The 24736-nt window shown below is 71.9% G+C and carries 23 protein-coding genes and 1 other RNA gene; 12 read left to right on the forward strand and 12 right to left on the reverse strand.

The annotated features are described in order from the left end of the window. Nucleotides 1–110: 110 nt before the first annotated feature. Nucleotides 111–764: a short chain dehydrogenase gene (locus AB0I10_RS19420; RefSeq protein WP_363153814.1), complete on the reverse strand. Its 654-nt coding sequence runs from the start codon at nucleotides 762–764 to the stop codon at nucleotides 111–113. 12 nt (nucleotides 765–776) lie between these two features. Next, nucleotides 777–1187, reverse strand: an RNA gene (gene rnpB, locus AB0I10_RS19425) — RNase P RNA component class A. A 109-nt stretch (nucleotides 1188–1296) separates the two neighbouring features. Between rnpB and AB0I10_RS19430 the strand changes: the two genes are divergently transcribed. Together AB0I10_RS19430 and AB0I10_RS19435 are read left to right on the forward strand one after the other, a co-directional pair. Continuing rightward, nucleotides 1297–2109, forward strand: coding sequence for a MerR family transcriptional regulator (locus AB0I10_RS19430; protein WP_363153726.1), 813 nt, complete (start codon nucleotides 1297–1299; stop codon nucleotides 2107–2109). Then, nucleotides 2106–2840, forward strand: coding sequence for a hypothetical protein (locus tag AB0I10_RS19435; RefSeq protein WP_363153727.1), 735 nt, complete (start codon nucleotides 2106–2108; stop codon nucleotides 2838–2840). The genes AB0I10_RS19430 and AB0I10_RS19435 overlap by 4 nt, the downstream gene beginning before the upstream one ends. Here AB0I10_RS19435 and AB0I10_RS19440 read toward each other — a convergent pair. Then, nucleotides 2827–4314, reverse strand: a complete 1488-nt coding sequence (locus AB0I10_RS19440; protein ID WP_363153728.1) for an RNB domain-containing ribonuclease — start codon at nucleotides 4312–4314, stop codon at nucleotides 2827–2829. The genes AB0I10_RS19435 and AB0I10_RS19440 overlap by 14 nt on opposite strands. 233 nt (nucleotides 4315–4547) lie before the next feature. Here AB0I10_RS19440 and yaaA point away from each other — a divergent pair, with 233 nt between their 5' ends. Both yaaA and eda read left to right on the forward strand, forming a co-directional pair. Further along, the gene (yaaA, locus tag AB0I10_RS19445) at nucleotides 4548–5345 is read left to right on the forward strand and encodes a peroxide stress protein YaaA (protein ID WP_363153729.1); all 798 of its coding nucleotides are present in this window, start codon (nucleotides 4548–4550) and stop codon (nucleotides 5343–5345) included. 145 nt (nucleotides 5346–5490) lie between these two features. Beyond that, the gene (eda, locus tag AB0I10_RS19450; protein WP_363153730.1) at nucleotides 5491–6150 is read left to right on the forward strand and encodes a bifunctional 4-hydroxy-2-oxoglutarate aldolase/2-dehydro-3-deoxy-phosphogluconate aldolase; all 660 of its coding nucleotides are present in this window, start codon (nucleotides 5491–5493) and stop codon (nucleotides 6148–6150) included. A gap of 77 nt (nucleotides 6151–6227) precedes the next feature. Here the strand turns inward: eda and AB0I10_RS19455 are convergent, their stop codons facing one another. The 3 genes from AB0I10_RS19455 to AB0I10_RS19465 are packed head-to-tail and all read right to left on the reverse strand — an operon-like array spanning nucleotide 6228 to nucleotide 9055. Further along, nucleotides 6228–7427 (reverse strand): bifunctional RNase H/acid phosphatase, encoded by a 1200-nt coding sequence (locus tag AB0I10_RS19455; RefSeq protein WP_363153731.1) that lies wholly within the window; start codon nucleotides 7425–7427, stop codon nucleotides 6228–6230. Between the two features lie 3 nt (nucleotides 7428–7430). Then, nucleotides 7431–8174, reverse strand: coding sequence for a C4-type zinc ribbon domain-containing protein (locus AB0I10_RS19460; RefSeq protein ID WP_363153815.1), 744 nt, complete (start codon nucleotides 8172–8174; stop codon nucleotides 7431–7433). After that, nucleotides 8171–9055 carry a Nif3-like dinuclear metal center hexameric protein gene (locus tag AB0I10_RS19465; protein WP_363153732.1) on the reverse strand — a complete coding sequence of 295 codons (885 nt, stop codon included), beginning with the start codon at nucleotides 9053–9055 and terminating at the stop codon, nucleotides 8171–8173. Before AB0I10_RS19465 ends, AB0I10_RS19460 begins: the two co-directional genes overlap by 4 nt. Before the next feature lie 250 nt (nucleotides 9056–9305). Here AB0I10_RS19465 and AB0I10_RS19470 point away from each other — a divergent pair, with 250 nt between their 5' ends. Both AB0I10_RS19470 and AB0I10_RS19475 read left to right on the forward strand, forming a co-directional pair. Continuing rightward, nucleotides 9306–10727, forward strand: a complete 1422-nt coding sequence (locus AB0I10_RS19470) for a hypothetical protein (protein WP_363153734.1) — start codon at nucleotides 9306–9308, stop codon at nucleotides 10725–10727. A 158-nt stretch (nucleotides 10728–10885) separates the two neighbouring features. Then, nucleotides 10886–11059 carry a hypothetical protein gene (locus tag AB0I10_RS19475; protein WP_363153735.1) on the forward strand — a complete coding sequence of 58 codons (174 nt, stop codon included), beginning with the start codon at nucleotides 10886–10888 and terminating at the stop codon, nucleotides 11057–11059. Between the two features lie 172 nt (nucleotides 11060–11231). On the opposite strand, the gene AB0I10_RS19480 is transcribed toward AB0I10_RS19475, so the two are convergent. From AB0I10_RS19480 to AB0I10_RS19490, 3 genes are all read right to left on the reverse strand, one after another. Beyond that, nucleotides 11232–12197 (reverse strand): 3-oxoacyl-ACP reductase, encoded by a 966-nt coding sequence (locus tag AB0I10_RS19480; protein ID WP_363153736.1) that lies wholly within the window; start codon nucleotides 12195–12197, stop codon nucleotides 11232–11234. Between the two features lie 73 nt (nucleotides 12198–12270). Beyond that, the gene (locus AB0I10_RS19485) at nucleotides 12271–13347 is read right to left on the reverse strand and encodes a Zn-dependent alcohol dehydrogenase (RefSeq protein ID WP_363153737.1); all 1077 of its coding nucleotides are present in this window, start codon (nucleotides 13345–13347) and stop codon (nucleotides 12271–12273) included. Nucleotides 13348–13451: 104 nt separating this feature from the next. Further along, nucleotides 13452–14348: a MaoC/PaaZ C-terminal domain-containing protein gene (locus tag AB0I10_RS19490; protein ID WP_363153738.1), complete on the reverse strand. Its 897-nt coding sequence runs from the start codon at nucleotides 14346–14348 to the stop codon at nucleotides 13452–13454. A gap of 435 nt (nucleotides 14349–14783) precedes the next feature. On the opposite strand from AB0I10_RS19490, the gene AB0I10_RS19495 reads away from it, so the two are divergent. Together AB0I10_RS19495 and AB0I10_RS19500 are read left to right on the forward strand one after the other, a co-directional pair. Further along, a complete protein-coding gene (locus AB0I10_RS19495) occupies nucleotides 14784–16097 on the forward strand; it encodes a sensor histidine kinase (protein ID WP_363153739.1) in 1314 nt (437 codons plus the stop codon). Nucleotides 16098–16233: 136 nt separating this feature from the next. Beyond that, complete coding sequence (locus AB0I10_RS19500) at nucleotides 16234–16872, forward strand: response regulator transcription factor (protein WP_363153740.1); 639 nt, start codon at nucleotides 16234–16236, stop codon at nucleotides 16870–16872. 31 nt (nucleotides 16873–16903) lie between these two features. Here AB0I10_RS19500 and AB0I10_RS19505 read toward each other — a convergent pair whose 3' ends face one another. The 3 genes from AB0I10_RS19505 to AB0I10_RS19515 all read right to left on the reverse strand — a co-directional run bounded on the left by AB0I10_RS19505 (nucleotide 16904) and on the right by AB0I10_RS19515 (nucleotide 21988). Then, nucleotides 16904–18349, reverse strand: a complete 1446-nt coding sequence (locus AB0I10_RS19505) for an MFS transporter (RefSeq protein ID WP_363153741.1) — start codon at nucleotides 18347–18349, stop codon at nucleotides 16904–16906. Between the two features lie 125 nt (nucleotides 18350–18474). Beyond that, on the reverse strand, nucleotides 18475–19692 hold the full coding sequence (locus AB0I10_RS19510) for a lipid-transfer protein (protein ID WP_363153742.1): 1218 nt from the start codon (nucleotides 19690–19692) through the stop codon (nucleotides 18475–18477). Between the two features lie 97 nt (nucleotides 19693–19789). Then, nucleotides 19790–21988, reverse strand: a complete 2199-nt coding sequence (locus AB0I10_RS19515; RefSeq protein ID WP_363153743.1) for an acyl-CoA dehydrogenase family protein — start codon at nucleotides 21986–21988, stop codon at nucleotides 19790–19792. A 164-nt stretch (nucleotides 21989–22152) separates the two neighbouring features. Here AB0I10_RS19515 and AB0I10_RS19520 point away from each other — a divergent pair, with 164 nt between their 5' ends. The 4 genes from AB0I10_RS19520 (at nucleotide 22153) to AB0I10_RS19535 (ending at nucleotide 24723) form a co-directional block, all read left to right on the forward strand. Next, nucleotides 22153–22494, forward strand: coding sequence for a DUF6191 domain-containing protein (locus tag AB0I10_RS19520; RefSeq protein WP_363153744.1), 342 nt, complete (start codon nucleotides 22153–22155; stop codon nucleotides 22492–22494). Beyond that, nucleotides 22491–22997 carry a DUF3995 domain-containing protein gene (locus AB0I10_RS19525; RefSeq protein ID WP_363153745.1) on the forward strand — a complete coding sequence of 169 codons (507 nt, stop codon included), beginning with the start codon at nucleotides 22491–22493 and terminating at the stop codon, nucleotides 22995–22997. The genes AB0I10_RS19520 and AB0I10_RS19525 overlap by 4 nt, the downstream gene beginning before the upstream one ends. Before the next feature lie 245 nt (nucleotides 22998–23242). Further along, complete coding sequence (locus tag AB0I10_RS19530; protein ID WP_363153747.1) at nucleotides 23243–23881, forward strand: hypothetical protein; 639 nt, start codon at nucleotides 23243–23245, stop codon at nucleotides 23879–23881. 197 nt (nucleotides 23882–24078) lie between these two features. Beyond that, nucleotides 24079–24723 (forward strand): class I SAM-dependent methyltransferase, encoded by a 645-nt coding sequence (locus AB0I10_RS19535; RefSeq protein WP_363153748.1) that lies wholly within the window; start codon nucleotides 24079–24081, stop codon nucleotides 24721–24723. The last annotated feature ends 13 nt before the right edge of the window (nucleotides 24724–24736 follow it).

Here is a 24736-nt window from a genome sequence, read left to right on the forward strand (position 1 = left end):
GTGCGGTGCAGTCCTAGACAGCTCCACCACACCGGAGGTCTTCGCCATGATCAAGCCCGGCAAGTGTCAACAACGCTCGTGATCAATACACCTAGCCCGCAGGGCATCAGTCATGGACGAATGATCTGGCCTTGGGCAGTGCCTTCCACGGCCGTCACATACGCTCGGGCGACCTCGGAGACAGGCGTGCCGCCGGCCCCGTCCGCACCCATGGCTTCCAGGGTCTCCCTGATCCAACCCGGGCTGATGAGATTGATGCGCAGCCTCCGCGGCAACTCTTCGGCCGCGTTGCGGACGAAGCCTTCCAGGCCGGTGTTGATGAGTGCCCCCAACGAGCCGCCGGCCAGTGGCGCGGCGAAGGTTCCTCCGGTCAGCGTGAGGGAACCTCCGTCCCGCAGATGGCGCACGGCTCGCTGAGCCAGCGCGACCTGGCCCAGCAGCTTGCCGCGAATGCCGGCAGCGATTTCGTCATCCGCCGTCGACTCCAAATCGATCAGCGGGCCACTGGCGGCACAGCACACCACCGCGTCGAGGTCCGGCACTTCACCGAAGAGTGCGTCCAGAGAGGACGGGTCTTCCAGATCCACCTTCACCGGTCCGCGGCGTGCCGCCGTGACCACTTGATGTGCGTCTTCCAACGCATGGGCGACGGCGCCGCCGACCGTTCCTGTCGCCCCGATGACGAGAATCTTCATGCCGCGATCCTGACAGGCGGCGACACGGGAGGAAGCGTCCGTGGCCGGAAGCGCGCCCTCACGGGTCAGGGGCGCAGGCGGCGGACGAGTCGGCCTGTACGCCGGGTTCTGTCACCCCCGGTCCTTGCGGGCCGAGGGGAGACGGCCATCCATCTAGGGCTGCCGTTGCCGACAGCCTCGTGCGGTCTACCCGCGGACTCGGGCGGGCAGCCCTCGATCGTCCGCGCAGAGCCACCCCTCTTGCGAGAGGACGGCTCCTCTTGACCTTGCTCCGGGTGGGGTTTACCTAGCCCTCCGAGTCACCTCGGAGGCTGGTGGTCTCTTACACCACCGTTTCACCCTTACCTGGGCCTCGCGGCCCCGGCGGTCTGTTTTCTGTGGCACTGTCCCGCGGGTCACCCCGGGTGGGCGTTACCCACCACCCTGCCCTGTGGAGCCCGGACGTTCCTCGGGGAGACCAGAAGATCTCCACGCGGCCGCCCGGCCGGCTCGTCCGCCGTGCCGACCATGCTACCTGTACGGATGCGGCCCCGGCGCAGGCCGCCCGCCTCCGGGACGTCAGGGTTGACCTTGCCGCGACGTCAACGTTTCTACTGGCCGCATGAGGATCGGAGAGCTGGCCGCACTGGCCGGGGTGAGCACACGGGCCGTACGTCACTACCACCACCTGGGGCTGCTGCCGGAGCCGGAGCGGCGGGCCAACGGCTACCGGGAGTACGGGCTGCGCGACGCGGTGGCGCTCGCGCGGGTGCGGCGGCTGACGGAGCTGGGGCTTGGGCTGGAGGAAGTGAAGGACGTACTGGCCGACGATGCGGGGCGGGAGCTCCGGGACGTGCTCGTGGAGCTGGACGCGGATCTTGCGCGGCAGGAGGAGGCGATCCGGGCCCGGCGTGCCCGGCTGGCCGCGCTGCTGCGGCAGGCCGAGGAGCACGGCGGGCTGCCGGCCGAGGGCCCCGTGTCCCAGGAACTGGCTGCGCTCTTCGGGGAGATGGCCCGGACCGCGGCGGCCCGGACCGGCCCCGAGCCGGCGATGGCCGCCAAGGAGCGGGAGGTGCTGGCGCTGATCGAGACGATGGGCCCGCCGGAAGCGGGGCAGCGGATGTCGGCCCTGCTCGGGCAGGTGGCCTCGGGGCCGGAGGCGATGACGCGGGTCTACGAGGTGTATGAGCTGCTGGACGAGCTGGTGCAGGCCCAGCCCGACGATCCGCGGGTGGCGTACGCCGCGCGGGCGCTCTCGGACTGCCTGCCGGATGCGGTGGCCACCGAGATCGGCGCACAGGCGCGGGAGTTCGCGTCCTGGGAGGCCGGGGAGGACCCGGGCGGGTTCACAGCGGCCTACTTCGCGGCCTTCGCGCCCGCGCAGGCCGAGGCGGTACGCCAGGCGATCCGGCTGATCGTGGAGCGGGCGCGATGAGCCGGGCGGCTCCGGGCCTGGCCGGGCGCCTGCGGCGGCTGGGCAGCCATGAGGGGCGCTGGCTGGTGAGCCTGGTGTGGTGGGTGGCGCGGCGGCGGATCGGGGTCGCGGCGGGCGACCGGCCTTTCGGGTACGCGGCGGCACAGGCGGCGATCGTGTACGGGCTGACGTTCGTGTGCGTGGTGGAGACGGTCGGGCTCGCGGTGCTGCTCACGGAGCATCCGGTGACGCATCTGGTGATGCTGGTCATCGATGTCTACACGGTGCTGATGATGCTGGGGATGCAGGCGGCGGCGGTCACCCGGCCGCATGTGCTGGGGGCGGACACCCTGCTGTTGCGTGACGGCGCCCGGATGGAGGTGCGGATACCCCTGGAACGGATCGCCTCCGTGCGCTACGACCTGCGCTTCACCAAGACGGAGAAGAAGAAGGAGAGCAAGGGAGTGGAGAGCAACGGGGAGGAGAGCAACGGGGAGGAGGGCAACGGGGTGGCGAGCATGGGCGTGGATCTTGTTGAGTTGGCGGTGGCCGGGCAGACCTCCGTAACCGTCGAGTTGAGCGAACCGGTCACGGCCGTACGGCTGTTGGGGCGGCGGTCGGCGGTGCGTACGGTGCGGTTCCATGCCGATGACGCGCGGGGCGCGGTGGCCGCCGTACGGGAGGCGGTGGAGGCGACGGGGGCGGCGGCGCCTCCGGCAGCCGGCGGGCAGGCGGCCTTCACACGGGGATGAAACGCACCGCCGCCCGGCCCGGGTCCGCCTCCGTGAGGCGGACCCGCACGTAGTGGCCGAGCGGCAGCGGCGGGCCCTCGGGAGTGGTGTCGATGTGGCCGATCACCACCGGGTCGTAGAGCTGGACGGTTCCCTTGGTGGGATCGCGCTCGTCGAGGTCGACGACCAGGGCGTGGTCGAAGGTCTCGCCGACCCGGTCACGCAGCAGGGCCGCCTCCACCAGGTCGACGCAGCCCCGCTCGACCTGGTTGGCGCGCCGGGTGCCGGTCTCCATGTCGGCGGGGAGGCCGGGCAGGGCGGTGCGGACCCACTCGGGCGGGGCGGTACCGGCCGAGGCGGCCAGGCACAGCTCGGAGGTGTAGCGGTCGACGAGCCGCCGCAGCGGGGCGGTGGCGTGCGCGTACGGGGCGGCGACGGCGGCGTGCTGCGCCTGGGAGGCCGTCGGCGGGGTGCCGTCGAAGGCGGTGTAGCCGACGCCGCGCAGCAGGGTGGTGCACTCCTGGAGGAAGGCGGCGTGGGTGGCGCGCTGCGGGTCGAGGCTGCGGATGAGCTTGTCGTACGAGGTGTGGTGCGGCCAGTCGACGCCGAGCGCGCGGGCGGTCAGCTTCAGCCGGGCGACCGAGCCGTCCGGGGCGGTCGGCAGCGTACGGAGGATGCCGGTGCCGGAGGCGAGCATCAGGTTGGCCGCGGCCATCCCGGTCAGGAGGGAGATCTGGGCGTTCCAGCCCTCGGCGGGGAGCGGGGCACGGTGGACGAGGGTGTAGCGGCCGTTGTGCTCGACGATCTCCTGCTGGGGGACGTTGAGGGAGATCGCGCCCCTGGCGGCCTCCAGTTCCTGGCGGAGCAGGCCGATCTCGCGGAGCAGGACGAGCGGCTCCTCGGCCGTCTTGTCGTCGATGATCCGTTGGACGCCCGCGTAGTCGAGTCCGGCGCGGGAGCGGACCAGGGCCCGGCGTACGGAGGTGCCGTCCAGGGCTCCGTACTCGTCGAGGTCGAGCTGCCACAGGACGGCCGGGCGGTCCTGGTCGGGCAGCAGGCTGGCGGCGCCCTCGCTCAGCGCGGGCGGATGCAGCGGAACCCGCTCGTCGGGGAAGTAGAGGGTCGTCACGCGGTGGTGTGCCTCGGCGTCCAGGGCGCCGCCCGGTGTCATGAAGGAGGCGATGTCGGCGATGGCGTAGTGGACGCGGAAGCCCCCGCCGTTCCGCCGGGACAGGAACATCGCCTGGTCGAGGTCGCGCGAGCCGGGCGGGTCGATGGTGAAGAGGGGGAGGTCGGTGGCGTCTTCGAGGGTGTGCTCGGTCGCCACCGCGCCGTCGCCGGCGGGGATCCGCGGGGCGCGGGCGGCGCTGTCCGCCTCTGCCTGCACGGAGGGCGGGAAGTGGTCCGGGATCTCCAGCTGTCCGCGCAGCTCACGCAGCGCGGCGCGCAGCGGGGCCTCGGCTGCGTCGGTCACATGCATATGGCGACGGGGCATGAGACCGAGCGTATGGCGGCCGGGCGCTCCCGGCGCGGTGTGCGGGGCCGGGTTGATCAAGAGGAGTGTCCAGGCCGCGGCCGTGAGCGGGCGAATCGTGGAGAGGTGCGCGGGTGAGTGCGAGGCCGAGGGGAGCGGGGTTGCGGCATGAGCGGGTTCTCCGGCGGCTTGTCGCAGGCCATACGCTTTCCCGGGGCCGCACCCCCGCTCGTACCGCCGTGAAGGAGAACACCGTGCTTGTGCTGTTGCCGCCGTCCGAAGGGAAGGCCGCGGGAGGTACCGGGGTGCCGCTGGACGCGGGCGCGCTGTCGCTGCCGGGGCTGGCCGCCCCTCGCGCGGCGGTGCTGGAGGAACTCGTCGAGCTGTGTGCCGCGGACGAGGCCAAGGCGCAGGAAGTGCTGGGGCTCAGCGACGGCCTCAGGGGCGAGATCGCCAAGAACGCGGGGCTGCTCACCGCCGGGACGCGTCCGGCCGGGGAGATCTACACCGGGGTGCTCTACGACGCCCTCGGGCTCGCGTCCCTGGACGCGGCGGCGCGGCGGCTGGCCGAGCGGTCGCTGCTGGTGTTCTCGGGGCTGTGGGGCGCCGTACGGATCGGGGACCGGATTCCGTCCTACCGCTGCTCGATGGGTGTGAAGCTGCCGGGGCTGGGTGCGCTGGGTGCGTACTGGCGGGCGCCGATGGCCGAGGTGATGCCGGAGGCGGCCGGTGCGGGGCTGGTGCTGGATCTGCGGTCGGCGGCCTATGCGACGGCGTGGAAGCCCAAGGGTGAGGTCGCGGGGCGTACGGCCACGGTGCGGGTACTCCAGTCGAAGACGGTGGACGGTGTCGAGAAGCGGTCGGTGGTCAGCCACTTCAACAAGGCGACCAAGGGCCGGCTGGTCCGGGACCTGCTGACCGCGCGGCTCGACCCGGCCGGCCCTGCGGAGCTGGTGGACGCGCTGCGCGGGCTGGGTTACGCGGTGGAGGCGCAGGCTCCGGCGAAGGGCGGCAAGGCGTGGGCGATCGATGTGATCGTGACGGAGCTGTAGGCCTTTCCGACCCTGACCCATCGGTCAGGCCCTGGGCCGGACGGCTCCGGTGGTCGATGTCGGTGTGACGGAGCGGCGAGCCAGCCGGGTTGGTTGTTGCGACATGCGCAACGATCGTTGCGGGGAGTGGGTCGGTGGGCGCACTATGGGCGGCGTGACTAGCGCCGCCTCCTTCCCCGTGCCCGCCGCCCCCTCGGTGCTCCGGCACGCCCGCGTCATCCCGGTCGTCGTACTGCACGACGCGACGGACGCCGTCCCGCTCGCCCGTGCGCTCGTCGCGGGCGGGCTGCCCGCGATCGAGGTGACACTGCGGACGCCCGCCGCGCTGGACGCGATCCGGGCGATCGCCGACGAGGTCCCGGACGCGGTCATCGGCGCCGGCACCCTGCTCACCCCCGAACATGTCGCCGCGGCCGGTGCGGTCGGCGCGCAGTTCCTGGTGAGCCCCGGCTGGTCGCCGCGGCTGCTGCACGCGATGCGGGACTCCGGCATCCCGTTCCTGCCGGGCGTCTCGACGGCCTCGGAGGTGGTGACCCTGCTGGACGAGGGCATCACCGAGATGAAGTTCTTCCCCGCCGAGGCCGCGGGCGGCACCGCCTATCTCACCTCGCTGGCCGCACCCCTGCCGCAGGCCCGGTTCTGCCCGACCGGCGGCATCGGCCTGGCGTCGGCACCGTCGTATCTGGCACTGCCGAACGTGCCCTGCGTCGGCGGTACGTGGATGCTCCCGGCCGATGCGCTGGCCGCGAAGGACTGGGACCGGGTACGCGAACTCGCCCAGGAGGCCGCGGCGTTGGGCGTCTGACGGAACGATCCCCCGACAGCACGAAGGCCCGGCGCATCCACCGATGCGCCGGGCCCCTCCCGTACGGGATGCGTGCGCTACCGAAGGTGAGACGTGTCGTTCAGCAGCCGCAGCGACGCGTTCCCGTCGGCGTAGTACGCGACCGCCGACAGGGACGCCGCGGAGAGCTCCATACGGAACAGCGACTCCGGCGGGGCGCCCAGCGCCAGCCGGACCAGGGTCTTGATCGGCGTCACATGGGTGACGACCAGCACGGTCCTGCCCGCGTACCGGGCGATGAGCTTGTCACGGGCGACCGCGACCCGTCGGGCGACCGACGCGAAGGACTCGCCGCCGCCGGTCGGTGCCACCTTGGCGGAGCCGAGCCAGGCGTTGAGGTCGTCGGGGAACCGCTCGCGCACCTCGGCGAAGGTCAGGCCCTCCCAGGCGCCGAAGTCGGCCTCGCGCAGCCCGTCGTCGGTGCGGACCTCCAGGCCGAGCCGGGCCGCGGCGACCTCGGCGGTCTGGCGGCAGCGCAGCAGCGGCGAGCTGACAATGGCCTGGACGGTGCCGCGGGCGGCCAGCGCGGCGGCGGCCGCCTCGGCCTGGCGGCGTCCGGCGGCGGAAAGTTCCGGGTCGCTGCCGCTGGTGCCGCCGCTGCCGGAGAAGCGCTTCTCGGGCGTCAGCGCGGTCTCACCGTGCCGCAGCAGCACGAAGGTCGCGGGCACGCCGAGGTCGGGAGCTCCCCAGCCGACCGGCGGGGCGGCGGCCGTCGCGGCAGCCTCGGCGGCCTCGTCGGCGGCCTGTGCGGCGGCACTCCGGGCAGGCGCCGCGGCGGTGGCGGTGGCCAGCGCCGCACGCGAGTCGCGCGGCTCCCACTGCTTGCCCTTCTTGCCCGCATCCATCGCCTCGTTGGCGAGCCGGTCGGCGTGCTTGTTCTTCTCCCGGGGGATCCACTCGTAGGTGACCTGAGCGGGCGGGAAGACCGTCCTGGCCTCGGCGGCCAGCGGCTTCATGTCCGGGTGCTTGATCTTCCAACGGCCCGACATCTGCTCGACGACGAGCTTGGAGTCCATCCGCACATGGATGCGCGCCTCGGGATCCAGCGCGTACGCGGCCCGCAGCCCGGCCAGCAGGCCCTTGTACTCGGCGACGTTGTTGGTCGCGGTGCCGATGAACTCGGCGGCCTCGGCCAGCGCCTCGCCCGTCACCGGGTCGAGGACGACCGCACCGTAGCCGGCCGGGCCCGGGTTGCCCCGGGAGCCGCCGTCCGCCTCGACGATGAACTTCCGCGCCATGGCCTACAGACCCGAGTCGGGCGTACGGACCAGGATGCGGGTGCAGTTCTCGCATCGGACGACGGTGTCGGCGGCGGCCGCCCGCACATCGTTGAGCTCGGTGATGTTCAGCTCCAGCCGGCAGCCCTCGCAGCGGCGCTGGAAGAGGCGGGCCGCGCCGACGCCGCCCTCCCTGACGCGGATCTTGTCGTAGAGCTTGAGGAGATCGGCCGGGATGTCGGCGACGGTCAGCGCGCGCTCCTTGGTGGCCGTGGCGGCCTCGGCGTCGATCTCGGCGAAGGCGGCGTCCCGGCGCGCGACGGCGTCGTCGACCTTGGCCTGGATCGAGGAGACCCGCTCGCCGAGCTCGGCGGCCCGCTCCTGGGCGGCCTCGCGGCGCTCCATGACCTCCAGGACGATGTCCTCCAGGTCGCCCTGGCGCTTGGCGAGCGAGGTCAGTTCGCGCTGGAGGTTCTCCAGGTCCTTGGGGGAGGTGACGGCGCCGGAGTCCAGGCGCTTCTGGTCGCGGGCGGCGCGCTGGCGCACCTGGTCCACGTCCTGCTCCGCCTTGGTCTGCTCGCGGGCGGTGTCGCTCTCCTCGGTCTGCGCGGCGACGAGCAGGTCGCGCTGCTGGGTGAGGTCGGCCTCCAGGGTCTGCAGCTCGGCGAGCTCGGGCAGGTTCTTGCGCTTGTGCGCGAGCTGGGTGAGCCGGACGTCGAGTGCCTGGACGTCGAGGAGGCGGATCTGGTCGGCGGGCGCGGCGTTCAGCGGGGGGCTCCTGATGGGTGCGTTTTTCCGGGGGGACTGGTGAGCTGGGCGGACGCCGCGTGGGCGGTCCAGGGGTCGGTGACCGTACGGGAGACATGCGTGCGCAGTCCCCAGCCGTGCCGGTCGGAGACCGCGTCGAGCTGGGCCGCGGCCTGCTCGCACCACGGCCATTCGGTGGCCCAGTGGGCGGCGTCGAGCAGCGCCAGCGGGCCGTTCTGGGTGTTCTGAGTGGCCTCGGAGGCCGGGTGGTGGCGCAGGTCGGCGGTGAGGAACGCGTCCACGCCGGCCGCCCGTACGTCATCGAAGAGGCTGTCTCCGGAGCCGCCGGAGACGGCGACGGTGCGGATCTCGCGGTCCGGGTCGCCGGCCGCCCGGATGCCCTGGGCGGTGGCCGGCAGCCGCGCGGCGGCGTATGCGGCGAAGTCGGCCAGGGTCATCGGGTGCGCCAGCTCGCACACCCGGCCCAGGCCACGGCGGCCTGCCGGGTCGCTCGCGTCCGGCACCAGCGGGCCGAGAATCCGCAGGTCCAGGGCGCCGGCCAGGGCGTCCGAGACACCGGGGTCGGCGGTGTCGGCGTTGGTGTGCGCGACATGCAGCGCGATGTCGTGCTTGATCAGCGTGTGCACGACCTTGCCCTTGAAGGTCGAGGCGGCGACCGTCGTCGTTCCGCGCAGATAGAGCGGATGGTGGGTGACGAGGAGGTCGGCGCCGAGCTTGACGGCCTCGTCGACGATCTCCTGGACCGGGTCGACGGCGAACAGCACACGGCGGACCTCGGCGTCGGGGTCTCCGCAGACCGTGCCGACGGCGTCCCACTGTTCGGCCCGCTCGGGGGGCCAGAGAGCGTCGAGCGCGGCGAGGACTTCAGACAGTGCGGGCACGGGTGGAAGGTTACCTCTCACGGGTGCCCCGACGACCAGTCACGGTCGCCGTTGGTACCGGCCGCCGGCCGGCGGGGAGGCCACGCGGGTCGCGGCGGACGACGTCGGCCGGGTGGCGCCAGCACAACCGGCCGGGCGGGCACCGGCAAACCCGGCAACCGCCACCCTTATGCGTGAAGTGCGGGAACTCGCGTTGATCGGCCGGAAGTGCGAAAACTAGCTTCGGTCCCTGACTGGAGGTGAGCACTCGATGACGATCTGTGCCACTGAGGAGGACCGGGCGCTCGACAGCCCCTACCGATCGGCGCTGACGATCGCCGCCGACGGCTCGTACGGCGCCCGGCTCACCCGGGACGACGCAGGCGCCGAGAGCTGGTTCCCGGAGCGCTGGACGGTCGGCGGCCCCGAGCCGTACGCCGTACCGCTGCCGGGCAGCCAGCCGGAGGAGCCGGACAGCGAACTGCTGCCGCTCGCGGACGGCCGGGTGCTGATCCTGCGCCGGGTCGCCGACCACTTCGCGCTCGCGCTGCTCTACCCGACGGGCCCGCGGACCGGCGAACTCCCGCTCGGCACCGTGGCAGCGCCCGAGCTGACCCTGCTGCCGCCCGCTCCGGGCGGGGTGCTCGGCTACGCCTTGGCGCGCGGCGAGCACAGCACCGCGCTGTGGCTGGTGCACGGCGGCGCGTGCGGCCCGGAGCGGGTCGCCACGGTGCCGGGGCGCTGTACGGGCGGTGCCTGGCTGGACCGTGACGGCCGACTGCTGGCCCTGGACCGGGAGTTGGACGGCCGGACGAAGACCGTGGTGGTCGATCTGGAGCGGGGCGGCGAGGCCAGCCCGCTGCTGCAGATCACGGAGGAGAGCAACGACCGTCTGCTGCTGGCCGATCCGGACAGCGGGCTGCTGATCGTGCGGTCGGACGCTCCCGGGCACGACCGGCTGGGCTGGGGCGTACTCGGCAGCAGCCTGCCGGTGCGGTTCCCGGAGTGCCTGCGGGCGGGAACCTTGATGAATACCGCGGACACGGCAGACGCAGTGGTGACGCCGTTCGCCGTGCAGCCGGGGCAGATGCTGATGCCGGAAAGCTGTGCGGTGGCGTTCCGGATCGATGCGGCGAGCGGCGGTACGTGGCTGGGCGTATGGCGGCCCTCGGGGCGGCAGTTGCGGCAGCTGTCGGTTCCGGAGGGATGGCTGGCGGGGGCCGGGCTGTGGACGACGGGCGGTGAACTGATGCTGCCGTACGCGACGGAGGCGGTGCCGTGCGGAGTGGCGCGGATGGCCATACCTCTGGGGCGGGCGGAAGCCGAGGATGCGGGGAATGCGGAGGATGCAGGGGTTGGCGGCGGGTTGCACAGCGGGGGCAGTGGTCGGGTGCGTGTTGAGGTACGTGCCCGGGTGGGTGATGAGCTCCGCCTTGGGGCGAGTGACGCGCCCCGTTCCCGAACGGATGATGAGCTCCGTCCCGAAGTGAGCAATGAGCTCCGTCCCGAAGTGGGCAATGGGCTCCGCCCCGAGGTGAGCGGCGGGATTGTCCCGGCTTTCGAGGATCCCGACAACCGCTCCACATCATCCGCACATCCGAAGGCCGCGGCGAAAGAACCGCACAGAGCCCCCTCGAATCCCCAAATGTGCAGGCCAGTGCCCCTGCAACAGGCCCCCCTGGCGGCCCGGTAGGCGCGGGGGAGCATGTTTTCCCGCCCCGCTAGAATTTTCGGGCGGGGGATACGCAGCCGGTTGACCCGGTCACCGACAGTGCTGCCGGTTATCCGGGCAGCAGCTGGGGACGTCCCGACGCGTACAGCTGTAAGCGATCTGACGGAGTGACTCTTTCCATGTCCGAAGCCCGAACCGACACGACCGAAGCGAGCCTCCGGGAGGCATCCGCCCAGGCCGCCGGGGCGGCAAGCCCCGGCAGGCACCGTGGCCCGGCCGCCACGGAGGAGGCCAAGGTCACCGCCAACGGGCGGCACCGCCGGGAGAAGCAGGCCCAGGGCGTATTCGGCTAGCCCCTGACCCATCGGACAGGCCCTGGCCGAGTGAGTCCTATGTCCGGCGGACCTCCGCCGGACTGACCGGACCGACGCGAACGGCCGTGGCCGCCGCACCGCTCACCGCGGTCGGCGGCCACGGCCGTTCGGGCGTTGCGCCCCGGGGCGGACGGCCGGACGCCGGCAGACGTCAGCCGTGTTTGAGGCTCAGCACCTCGGCCGCCGCAAAGGTCTCGTTCGGCGGCCGCTCCGCGTAATAGGGCGTCAACAGGTCATCCAGCTCCTCGTAGCTGAACGACTCCTTCGCGGTGTCGAACTTGGCGGCGATCCGGGGGCGTTCGGCGATCGCGACCATGCCGCCGTGCACGACCAGCAGCTGGCCGTTGACGTTCGCCGCGGCGGGCGAGGCCAGATAGCCGACGAGCGGCGAGACATGCTCGGGCGCGAGCTGGTCGAGCTCCCCTTCCTCCGGCGCTCCGCCCCCCTGACTTGCCGGAATGGCCGCGAAGACGTCCTCGGTCATACGGGTGCGGGCGCGCGGGCAGATCGCGTTGGCGGTCACGCCGTATTTGGCCAGCGCCAGTGCCGTGGAGGTGGTGAGGCCGACGATGCCGCCCTTGGCCGCCGCGTAGTTGGGCTGGCCCGCCGAGCCGGCGAGGAACGCCTCGGAGGAGGTGTTGACGATCCGGCCGTAGACCGGGCCGCCGGCCGCCTTGGAGCGTGTGCGCCAGTGGGCCGCAGCGAAGTGGGTGGTGTTGAAGTGGCCCTTGAGGTGGACGCGGATCACCGAGTCCCACTCGCCCTCGCTCATCGAGAAGACCATCCGGTCGCGCAGGATGCCCGCGTTGTTGACCAGGATGTCGAGCTGTCCGTAGGTGTCGACGGCCCGTTGGACCAGGGCGCGGGCCTGCGCGAAGTCGGCGACGTCCCCGAGGTCTGCGACGGCCCGGCCGCCCGCCGCGCGGATCTCGGCGGCGACCTCCTCGGCGGGCGCGGCGGACGCCTCGCCGCTGCCGTCCCGACCGGGCTGCCCGAAGTCGTTGACGACCACGGCGGCGCCCAGCCGGGCCAGTTCCATGGCCTCGGCGCGGCCCAGGCCACGCCCGGCACCGGTGACGATCGCGGTCAGGCCCTCAAGTGGCCGTGCCTGTGCCATTCCTGTCCTCTCGGGTCGCAAGGGGTAGGTGGTGCGAGTGGGGCGTACCGCGGCAGGCGCGGGGCGCGTGCGTCTAGATCTCGATGCAGGTACGCAGCGAGGTGCCGGTGCGCATCTGGTCGAGGGCCTCGTTGATCTCGGCGAGCTGGACGCGGTGGGTGATCAGGCCTTCGAGGTCGATCCGGCCGGCCCGCCACAGGGCGATGGCCCGCTCGTAGGAGCGCAGCACGTCCCCGCCGCCGTACAGGGACGGCAGAATGCGCTTCTCGTCGAAGAACAGCTCGAACATGTTGACCTGGAAGTGGTCGTCCAGCGCGCCCGCGCCGACGACGCAGAGGGTGCCGCCGCGCCGGGTCGTCTCGTAGGCGACCCGGGCGGTGGCGGACTTGCCCACGACCTCGAAGACGTAGTCGAAGCCCTCCCCCGCGGTGATCCGGGCCTTGGCGTCGGCGAGTCCCTCCGGGTCGACCGCCTCGGTGGCGCCGAAGCGGAGCGCGGCCTCCCGGCGGGCGGCCACCGGGTCGACGGCGACGATCTGGGCCGCGCCGCAGGCCCGGGCGCCCTGGATGGTGGAGATACCGACGCCGCCGCAGCCGATCACCGCGACCGAGGAACCGGCCGCCACCTGGGCGGTGTTGAAGGCCGCGCCGAGTCCGGTGGTGACGCCGCAGCCGATGAGCGCGGCGATCTCGAAGGGCACGTCGTCCGGAATCGGGACCGCGCAGTTGGCGGTGACGACGACCTCCTCGGCGAAGGTGCCGGTCCCGGCGAAGCCGAAGACGTCCCCACCGGGGCGCTTGAAGTTGGGCGTGCCGGCGTTCATGAAGCCGGCCAGGCACAGATGGGTCTGGCCGCGCTTGCAGGACGGACAGCTGCCGCAGGCGGGCAGCCAGCACATCAGCACCCGGTCGCCCTGCTTGAGTCCGGTGACGCCGTCGCCGACGTCCAGGATCTCGCCGGCGCCCTCGTGCCCGGGGACGAAGGGCGCCGGCTGCGGCAGCACCCCGCTCATCGCGGAGAGGTCGGAGTGGCACAGCCCGGTGGCCCGGACCCGCATCCTGACCTTGCCGGGCCCGAAGCCCACCGCCTCGACGTCGTCGAGGACTTCGAGCTTGTCCTGTCCTGTCTCGTGCTGTACGGCTGCGCGCACGGTGCGGCTCCTCTCGTACGTACGGACGTGTGCGGGGCGCTGTCGTGGTGTGTGTCGGTCGTGGCGTGTGTCGGTCGTGCGGGTCCCTGAGTGGCTTCGGCGGGTCAGCTGTGCTCGATGACGGTGTCGGCGAGGACCGGCGCGTCGTCCCGGTCCGCCGCGGTGACGGAGACCTGGATGCGGCCCGGCTCGGGCGCGTCGCGCCACACGCGGACCCGTAGCGTCTCGCCGGGAAAGACGACGCCGGCGAAGCGGGTGGTGTACGAGCGGACCCGGGAGACGTCGCCGCCCAGCGCCGTGTCGACGACGGCCTTGAGCGTGACGCCGTACGAGCAGAGGCCGTGCAGGATCGGCCGGTCGAAGCCGGCCAGCTTGGCGAATTCCGGGTCGGCGTGCAGCGGGTTCCAGTCGCCGGAGAGGCGGTAGAGCAGCGCCTGGTCCTCGCGGATGAGGCGTTCGGTGGTGAGGTCCGGGGCGCGACCGGGGAGTTCGAGGCGGGCGGACGGGCCGCGGTCGCCACCGAAGCCGCCCTCTCCGCGGACGAAGATCTGGGTGTCGCAGGTCCACAACGGTCCGTCGTCGTCGCCGACTTCGGAGCGCAGCACGATGACGGCCGCGTTGGCTTTGGTGTGCCCCTTGTCGTAGACGGCGGGGACGGTGGAGGTCTGGGTGGCGTGGCCGCGTACCGGGATGGCGCGGTGGACGGTGACGGTCTGGCCGCCGTGCAGGACGGCGGCGAGGTCGACGTCGATGCCGGGGGCGGACAGCCCGCCGGCGAGCGCCATACCGCCGCCCGCGACGGTCGCGAAGCTGGGCAGCACGTGCAGCGCGCTCTCCAGGGTGTAGCGCAGCTCGTCGGGGTCGGTCGCGGGGTGTGGCTTCTCTGGTGTGCCGGCGCCGGCTCCGATACCGAGGTGGTAGAGCTGGACGTCCTTGTGGTCCCAGGCGAGTTCGGTGGTCCGCGGCTCGGCGGAGGTGGCCTTGGCGGCGTCGATGGGCATGGGGCGGTTCGCTCCTTCACCACGGTGTGAAGACCCCGGCCCGGCCGTCCGCACCGTCGGCCGTGCCGGGGTCGTTTCTGGTCGGCACGGCCGCGCCCGTCAGCGCACCTCGCCTCGTCGGCACCTCGTCGGCGCCTCGTCAGGGCACTTCTGCACTTCTAGAACGCGTTCTAGCCGATGGCTCTCATGTATAGCCGATCCGGAAGGGAGCGGGAAGAGTCCTGACGGACTGTCAGATATGCGCCACCGGGAGGGCCGCATTCCGGCCGCCCACACATGACATTTGTCAGCGGGTATTGCACACATTCGCACCTGCCGAGGGGTGACTACGCTCTGTAACGTCGTAGACATGAAGGCGACGGGCAGGGCGGGCACTCCGCGGACGGCGAGGGCGACGGGGCCTGCGGGCGACAGGCCCGGCAGGTGTGATCGACGATGGTGAGAACGGGGGAAGCGACCGTGCGGCAGACACGACGGCGGACACAGCAGCACGAACAGGGCGAGGGCGAGGACGAGAGCGCGGGCACGAAGAGGGCGAGCGAGAGCGAGGGGGCCGTCGACGGTGCGGGAGTCACCGGCACCAAGCGTTGCCAGCCGAAGAAAGCGGGCAAGGAACCGGACAAGGGGCCGGGCCGGTACGCGTTCCTGCCCTGGCTGCTGATGGGCCTGGGCGCGTTCTCCAACATCATCCAGGGCAAGTCGGGCAATCCCTGGCTGGCCGGCGCCTGCCTCCTCACCTTCAACTCCCTCTACATCAGCGTCGTCTTCACCTCCTTCAACCCCCGGCTGCGCGACTCCCGTCACCCGCTCTACGCCCTGGCCGCGCTGACCGCCGTCACCTATGCCATCGCGCTCGGTTTCGGCGGCAACTGGTTCCTGTTCTTCCCTCTGCTGTCACTGGCGTCCGGCACGGTGCGGATACTGCGCGGCAAGAAGCTCGCCGTTTGGCTGATCACGCTCAGCGGCTCGGCCGGCTTTCTGGCCGGCTGGCGGGACGACGACCCATGGGGCTCGTTCGGTATCGGGTACGGCACGTTCCTCTCCGGGATGGTGACGTCCACCGTCCTCAGCCTCTTCGACACCATCCAGGAGCTGAACACCACCCGCCAGGAGCTGGCGCGTTCTGCGGTGGAGAAGGAACGGCTGCGGTTCTCCCGCGATCTGCACGACCTGCTGGGGCACACCCTGTCCGTGGTGGTGGTCAAGGCCGAGGCGGTCCGCCGGCTGGCGCCGCGCAATCTGGACGCGGCGCTCGCCCAGGCCGCCGATATCGAGGCGGTCGGCCGACAGGCGCTGACCGAGATCCGCGAGGCGGTCAGCGGCTACCGCGAGGGCAGTCTGGCCACCGAGCTCGACCACGCCCGTTCGGTGCTGGAGGCGGCCGCCATCGAACCGGTCATACGCCAGTCCGGTCCGCCGTTCCCCCCGCAGGCGGCGGCGCTGCTCGGCTGGGTGGTCCGCGAGGGCGTCACCAACACCGTCCGGCACAGCGGCGCCACCCGGTGCGAGATCGACGTGCACGCCGGCAACGACCGCGTACGCCTGACGATCACGGACGACGGCCGCGGCCTCGCAGCCGACCCCTCGGCCCCGGCGGGCGGCAGCGGCCTGAAAGGTCTGACCGAGCGGCTGGCCTCGGCCGGCGGCACCCTGCACAGCGGCACCGACGGCCGCCGCGGCTTCCGCATCAAGGCCGAACTACCGGTAGATACAGGCGAGTTGACGGATGCCGAGGAGGCGATCAGGTGACCAGGCGAGCCAGCGGTTCAAGATCATTGGCCGAGGAGGGCAGCAGTTGCCGGTCGGCCGACCACCGGCCCCCATGGCTTCACTCGACAGCCCGAGCAGCGCATAGGCGGATCTCTCTGCTGCGTAGGCTGGCCGTATGACCGAGTCCCCCGGCACACCACCCGCACGATGCACACGAGTCCTCCTCGCCGAGGACCAGGGAATGATGCGGGGCGCGCTCGCGCTACTGCTCGGCCTGGAGGAGGACATGGAGGTCGTGGCGCAGGTCCCGGCGGGCGATCAGATCGTTGCCGCCGCGTTGGAGGCCCGGCCCGACATCGCGCTGCTGGACATCGAACTGCCCGGCCGCAGCGGCCTGGACGCCGCGGCCGATCTGCGCGATCAGCTGCCGGAGTGCAAGGTGCTGATCGTGACGACGTTCGGCCGGCCCGGCTATCTGCGGCGCGCGATGGAGGCCGGGGCGTCCGGGTTCCTGGTGAAGGACGGCCCGGTGGAGGATCTGGCGACGGCGATCCGGCGGGTGCTGGCCGGGGAGCGGGTCATCGATCCGGCGCTGGCCGCGGCGGCGCTGAGCGCCGGACCCAATCCGCTCACCCAGCGCGAGCGCGACGCGCTGACCGCGGCCGTGGATGGTGCGACGGTCGCCGATATCGCCGGCAAGCTGCATCTCTCCCAGGCCACCGTGCGCAACTACCTCTCGGCGGCCATCGGCAAGACCGGCACCCGTAACCGTATGGAGGCGGTACGGGCGGCTCGCCGCAACGGCTGGCTGTGAGCGGGCGGCCGCATGGACTGCCCCGGCTCGTTCAGTCGTTGGTGGTGCCTGTCTGCCTCCGGGGCAGTGCGATGACCATCAGCAGGATGCTGCCCAGCAGCACCGCCGAGCCGACCTGGAACGCCAGGCCGTAGCCGCCGGCCAGTGCCGCCGGGCCATGGCCGTTCCCGATGCGGGATGTGGCGACGGTGGAGAGGACCGACAGGCCCAGTGCGCCGCCCATCTGGCGCGAGGTGTTGATCAGGCCCGAGACAAGGCCCTGGTCGGCGGGGTCGGCGCCGGATGTGGCGATGGAGGCGACCGGCGTCGCGGTCAGTCCCGCGCCGAGCGCCATCAGGATGCCGGGGCCCAGGAGCGTGCCGAGGTAGGTCCCGTCGGCGCCCATGGCGCCCTGCCAGACCATGCCGCACGCGGAGATCACAGCGCCCGCCACGGCCAGGGTCTTGGCGCCCAGACGCTTCATCAGCCGGGGTGCGATCTTCGAGCCCAGGACGATGGTGAGGGAGTGCGGGATGAAGGAGAGACCGGCCTGGAGCGGGCTGTAGGACAGGACGTTCTGCATGTAGAGGGACAGGAAGTACCACATGGAGAACATCGCGGCGCCGGCCAGCACCATCGCCGCGTTCGCCGACGAGACCGAGCGCAGCCGGAAGAGGCCCAGCGGCATCAACGGGGCCTTGGCACGCGCCTCGACGGCGATGAAGGCCGCGACGACGACGAGCCCGGCGCCCAGCGGCAGCAGCGCGGACGCCGACGTCCAGCCGTGCGTCTCGGTCTGCACGATGCCGTACGCCACCAGGCCGAGGCCACCGGTCACCAGCAGCGCGCCGGGGACGTCCAGGCGGCGGCCCGCGCCCTGCCGGCTCTCGGTGAGCCACAGCACCGCGCCGGCCAGGACCAGTGCCCCGACGGGCACATTGATCAGCAGCACCCAGCGCCACGACAGACACTGCGTGAGCACCCCGCCGACCAGACCGCCCACCGCGCCGCCGCCCGCACCGACCGCCGTCCAGGTGGCGATGGCGCGGGTGCGGGCCGGGCCGGCCGGGAACGACGTCGTCAGGATCGTGAGGGTGGCCGGGGAGAGCACCGCCGCGCCGACGCCCTGGATCGTGCGGGCCGCGATCAGCTGCCAGGGCTCCTGCGCGAGCCCGCCGCCCAGGCTCGCGACGGTGAAGAGCGCCAGGCCGAGGACGAAGATCCGCTTACGGCCGAAGAGATCGGCGGCCCGGCCACCGAGCAGCATGAAACCGGCGAAGGTGATGACATACGCGTTGACGATCCACTGCAGGCCCAGTTCGCTGAGGCCGAGGCCAGACCGTACGGCGGGCAGCGCCACGTTCACGACGGAGACGTCGAGGACGACGAGGAACTGCCCGGCGCAGACCACCAGCATCACCAACCAGGCCGGTGCGCGCTTCCGTCGCGAGTCTTCTGACAGCGTCGTGGGGGTGGCTATCGGGGGCATGCGGGACATGCTCGCATTCGTCGCCTGCACCCGGCATCGGGAAATCGGTGCAGTTACCTCCTGACCGGAGACCTAGGTCAGGAGGCGTAGAGCGCAGCACTCTCCCTTACGCAGCACTCTCCTTACGCAGTCCCTCACCTGCGCAGCACCGTCACCACCGCCGCGCCCCCCAGCCCGATGTTGTGGGCCAGTCCGACGCGTGCCCCCGCCACCTGGCGCTCTCCCGCCTCGCCCCGTAGCTGCCATACCAGTTCGGCGGTCTGGGCGAGGCCGGTCGCGCCGAGGGGATGGCCCTTGGAGATCAGGCCGCCGGACGGGTTGACCACCCAGCGTCCGCCGTACGTCGTGCCGCCGTCGGCGGCCAGTTTTCCCGACTCGCCGTCCGCGCACATCCCCAGCGCCTCGTACGTCAGCAGCTCATTGACCGAGAAGCAGTCGTGCAGCTCGACGACGTCGACGTCCTCGATGCCGAGGCCGCTCGCCGCGTAGACCCGCTGCGCCGCCGCCCGGGACATCGGCTTGCCGACGACATCGATGCAGGAGCCGGACGCGAAGCTGTCCTCGGTGTCCGTCGTCATGGCCTGCGCGGCGATCTCCACCGCCCGGTCCGCCAGCCCGTGTTCGCGGACGAACCGCTCGGAGGCGATGACGGCCGCGGCCGAACCGTCGGAGGTCGGCGAGCACTGGAGTTTGGTCAGCGGCCGGTGGATGGTCTTGGCGGCGAGGATCTCCTCGACCGTGTAGACGTCCTGGAACTGGGCGTACGGGTTGTGCGCGGAGTGCCGGTGGTTCTTGGCGCCGACCGCGGCGAGCTGTTCCGCCGTGGTGCCGTAGCGGTCCATGTGCTCGCGGGCCGCGTTGCCGAAGATCTGCGCGGTGGGCGGGGTCATCTCGTAACCGTGAGCGGCCGCCATGACGCCGTAGTGGCGGGCGACGGGAGACGTGGCGCCCCCGACATCAGTGGCTCCGCCACGGGCCCCGCCGTCCGCACCGCCGCCCAGTGCCCCCCGCTTCATCTTCTCGAAGCCGAGCGCCAGCACGCAGTCGTTGATGCCCGCCTCGACGAACTGACGCGCCATCATCAACGCGGTCGAGCCGGTCGCGCAGTTGTTGTTGACGTTGTAGACGGGGATGCCGGTCAGGCCCAGTTCGTACGTGGCGCGCTGGCCCGCCGTCGACGCCTGGTAGCAGTAGCCGACCGGCACCTGCTCGACCACCTCGTAGCCGATCCCCGCGTCGGCGAGCGCATTGCCGCCCGCCTCCTTCGCCATGTCCCAGTACTGCCAGTCACGGGTTTCGGGCTTCTCGAACTTGGTCATCCCGACGCCGACTATGTACGCCTTGCCAGCCATACGCATCCTCCTGGAGAGTCACCGGGAAAGCCGGACGGGTCATCGCACGGGTACCGCACGGACATCGCACGGGTCATCCGGCGGGTCGTCGGACGGATCAGATGAGGGGGCGGGGCTCCGGGTCGCGCGGCAGGCCCAGCAGCCGTTCCGCGACGACGTTCAGCTGTACCTGTGTGGTCCCGCCGGCGATGGTCAGACAGCGCGACATCAGGAAGCCGTGCAGGGCCCGCTCGCCGGCGCCCTCGCGGACCGCCCCGGCCGGGCCGAGCAGCTCCAGCGCCAGCTCGGCGACCTTCTGCTGGTGCGCGGTCTGCACCAGCTTGCGGATGCTGGCGCCGGCGCCCGGCTCCAGGCCCGAGACCTGCTGGAGCGTGGTGCGCAGCCCGATGCAGCCCAGGGCATGCGCCTCGGCGGCCAGCGCGCCCACCCTCGCCCGCACCGATCCGTCCAGCTCCGCCGAGCGGTCGATGAGCGCCTGCAGACCGGTGTCGAAGGTCAGCTGGTCGGCCATGTGGACGCGTTCGTTGTCGAGGGTGGTACGGGCGACCTTCCAGCCGTTGTCGACCTCGCCGACGACCGCGTCGGACGGCAGCAGCACATCGTCGAAGTAGACCTCGTTGAAGAGCGCGTCGCCGGTGATCTCCTTCAGTGGGCGGATGTCGATCCCCGGGGTCTTCATGTCGACGAGGAAGAAGGTCAGCCCTTGGTGCTTGGGCGCGTCCGGGTCGGTGCGGGCGAGCAGGATGCCGTGGCTCGACCACTGGGCGGCCGACGTCCACACCTTCTGCCCGTTGATGCGCCAGCCGCCGTCCCCGCCGTCGACCCGCTCGGCGCGGGTCCGCAGCGACGCCAGGTCCGACCCGGCCTCCGGCTCCGAGAACAGCTGGCACCACAGCAGGTCGCCGCGCAGCGACGGCAGCAGATAGCGCTCCTTCTGCGCCTCGGTGCCGTAGGCGATGAGCGAGGGGACCACCCAGGTGGCGATGCCCAGATCGCTGATCTTCACGTCGGCGGCCGCCAACTCCTCGTGAATCGCGAGCTGTTGGACGGGTCCCGCGCCGAGCCCGTACGGCTTCGGCAGGTGCGGGGCCGCATAGCCGGTGGGTGCCAGCTCGCGGCGTACGGCCGCCGGGTCCAGGCCGCGTACGCCGTCGATGGCGGTACGGGCCTGCTCGCGGTAGCCGGCCGCCTCGGCGGGGAGTTCGAGCCGCAGCTCACGGCGAGCGCCGTCGGCGCAGTGACGGGCGGCCCGCAGCCGGTGGCTGTCGCCGCCGCCGAGCAGCTGGCGGGCGACGGTCGCCCGGCGCAGGTGGAGGTGGGCGTCGTGCTCCCAGGTGAAGCCGATGCCGCCGAGGATCTGGATGCAGTCCTTGGCGCAGGTGAACGCGGCGTCCAGGGCGGTCGCGGTGGCCAGCGACGCGACCAGACCACGCACTTCGGGCGGCTCGCCCAGCGCCCGTGCCGCGTCCCAGACCAGGGCGCAGGCCTGTTCGCAGCGTACGAGCATGTCGGCGCAGAGGTGTTTGACCGCCTGGAACTGGCCGATCGGGCGGCCGAACTGTTCGCGTACCGCGGCGTATTCGGCGGCGGTGTGCAGCGCCCAGGCCGCGGTGCCGCAGCCCTCGGCGGCGAACAGCACCCCGGCGACATCACGGACGAGGCCGCTGTCGAGGGTCAGCAGCCGCTCGGCGGGCACCGGCACACCGTCGGCGCGGACCTCGGCGGTCGGCCGGGTCGGGTCGGCGCTGTCCTGGACGCGTACGGAGAGCGTCGCGGCGTCGACCGCGAGCCAGATGGTGCCGGTGCCCGTATCCGTCTGCGCGGCCAGCACGATCAGGTCCGCGTCGCCACCGTCCAGGACGGGCGGTGCGGTGCCGTCCAGGACATAGCCGTCCGGTCCCGCAACGGCGGTGAGGGAGCCGGTGCCGAGGGCGACGGCGGCGATCCGCTCACCGGCCGCCAGTGCCGCCACGAGGGAGCGGGGGCCGCCGCCTCGGTGCAGCAGTTCGGCGGCGAGGGCTGTCGGGAGGTACGGGCCGGGGAGCGCGGCGCGGCCCATCTCTTCCAGGACGACGGCGAGGTCCAGCAGTTCGCCGCCGCCTCCGCCGTCGGCCTCGGGAAGGTGGAGGCCGAGCAGGCCTTGGGCGGCGAGCTGGTCCCAGTACACGGGCCGGCCGCGCCGCCCCGGCTCGGCGTCGAGCAGCTTGCGCACCTCTTCGGGCGGCACGGCCCGCGCCGCCCAGCCCCGCGCCGCCTCGGCCAGGTCACGTTGCTCTTGCGTGATTCCGATCCCCATGCGGGCAGACTAGAACACGTTTCATTCTGACGGAAGGTCAGCCAGCAGGTCGGCGTCGTTCCCCCCAGTCCGCACGTCCGATGGGAACGACGCCGACCCCTCCGTCGTTTTCCGACCGTCAGCTGTGTTGAGGATGATGGGGGGCAGCTGTGGCGATGTGGGCCATGTCGTTCCCGGCGTTCGCGTGCCTACTGGTCTTGTTCGCCCTGGTGGAGAGCGCGTGGCGATGGTTCACGGGGCTGGGCATGATCCCGTGGCTACGCAGGCGCACGGGGCAGTCGTTGTCGAACACGGCCTTCGATGAATTCACGGCGGTCGTGAACGGAAACAAGACGGTAGAGCTGGAGCAGCGGCGGGTGGAGCTGCTGCGGCGGGACGACGAGAGCGACGGTGCGCCGCCCCGCTCCAGCATCGACCTGACCGAGGGCACGGCGTTCATCGTGTTGCCGCAGGAAGCGGACGGCCCGTGCGCTGACAGGCGCGATGCCCTTGAGGGCCGGCGGTGAAACGCGAACCGGAGGGAAGGGGCGCAGAACCGTCCCCGCTGTGGGGGCGTATCGCATGCTTGTGGGCGGCCGCGTTCGCCGGGTTGCACTTCTACTGGGCCGTCGGCGGTGATGTGGGGCTGAGCGTCTCCGCCGGTCCGCTGGCCACCGAGCGCCCGCTGTGGTTCGTCGTAGCCGGTTTGTGGGGTGGGGGTGCGCTCTGCCTCCTCGGCACCCTGCTGGCATGGCTGCTTGCCCGGTCCAGGCTCCGGGGCGTTCCCGCTCTGCTGGCAAGGTGGCTGGGGTGGGGCGTCAGCGCCCTCCTACTGGCCCGTGGCATCGGTATCGAGGTGCTGCTGCTGACCACAACACTCCTGGACACCTCCGTGAGCGTGGAGCAGCGGGCCTGGACGCTGGCCCTCTGGAACCCCTGGTTCATCGCCGGAGGACTGGCCTTCGGCCTCGCCACCCTTCGGTCCAGCAGGCATACCGGCGCAGAACAACCACCCGTGTCCAGACGCTGATCGCTCCGCCAGTGACTCTCCATCCCGTTGCCTCCCCACCGGCTCTGCTTCACCTTGTCGAAAACAGCGGACGACACCCCAAGCATTCGCCGGAAGTGCGGAGTTCACCTGCCCAACCGCGACGCCAGACGCGCCATGAGACCCTGCGCACGCAGCTCACCGGACTGCACCGACGCAGCTCAACCACACCGGACAGCCTTGCCCCACCTCGGGACGGGCCAACTCACGTCCGTACACTCCCGCGCATGCTTCCCGGACACTCTCCTGCCCCTGACGCCGCCATGTTCCCCTTCGGCAAGCAGCGGTTGCGGCTGACCATGAGCGGTGCCATCGCGGCCGCCGTCCTCGGCCTCGCGATGCCGCTCTCCGGGATCATCTTCAGTAATTTCGACATCGCGGCATGGATCTTCGCGGTGCTCTGGTTCCTCGCGCTCGGCGGGAGCGCCGTGTTCCTGGCGTGGGTCGGATGGGCGGACCGGCACATGTACCTGGCCTTTGACGCGACCGGCGTCTGGTGGCGGCACAAGGAGAAGGGGAAGAAGAAGGGGCACGTGGTCATACCGTGGGCCTCCCTCGAAGCGGCGGGCCTGTTCTGGTGCCACGAGGGCCCGAACAATTCGGGACACACGCTGGTGAGCCTCGAACTGTGCCCCCGTGACGGGGTAGATGAACACGACCCGGCACTGTCCCCGCTCATCGTCCACGACCAGCCCGACCTGCCGGGCGTGGCCGACCGCCGCTACCGCATCGGGATCCCGGTGTTCGCCACCCGTCACTACGGCAATCAGCTGGTCGAGGCCGCCCGCTCCCGCACCGCAGACCTTTGGTTCGGCGAGCACGAGCGGCCCACGGGCTACATCCAGGTGGCGGACCTCATCAGCTGAGGCCCGCCCCGAGCTCTCGGCTTCTCCCCCCAAGCCCTCGGCTTCGCTCGAACAGGGGGACACCCCCATGAGCAGGGGGACCCATGAGCAGGGGGGACCAAGAGCAGGGGCCCCATGAGCAGGGGGGACCCCCATCGCCCCGCCGGACACATGCGGCACCATGGGGCGCCCACCCCCGTACGACCAGGAGGAACCCAATGGCCGCGGCACCCAAGCCGGAGATACTCGCCGCCTTCGAGGCGGCCAAGGGGTTCATGCCGGCCGACGAGGGCCTCGCCCTCTACGCGGCGGCCGCCGAGGCGGGCGCGCTCGGGCTGCCGCTGGTCGAGGTCGGCACGTACTGCGGGCGCTCCACGATCCTGCTGGCCGATGCCGCGCGCGTGGCGGGCGTCACGGCCGTCACCGTCGACCACCACCGGGGCAGCGAGGAACAGCAGCCGGGCTGGGAGTACCACGATCCGACGGTCGTCGACCCCGAGGTCGGCCGGATGGACACGCTGCCCACCTTCCGCCGCACTCTGCACGCCGCTGGCCTGGAGGAGCATGTGATCGCCTTGGTGGGGCGGTCGCCGCAGGCCGCGGCGCTCTGGCGGGCGCCGGTGGGCCTGGTCTTCATCGACGGCGGGCACACCGACGAGCACGCCACCGCCGACTACGAGGGCTGGGCGCCGCATGTCGCGCCCGACGGGCTGCTGGTCATCCACGATGTGTTCGCGGATCCGGCGGACGGCGGCCAGGCCCCGTACCGTATTTACCGCAGGGCCCTGGAGTCCGGCGCCTTCACGGAGATCTCGGCGCACCGCTCGCTGCACGTCCTGCGGCGCACCGGTCCCGGCATCTGAGCGGGCTACGATC

Origin of the sequence: Streptomyces sp. NPDC050636, from assembly GCF_040654775.1 — a bacterium.
Classification (GTDB): domain Bacteria; phylum Actinomycetota; class Actinomycetes; order Streptomycetales; family Streptomycetaceae; genus Streptomyces.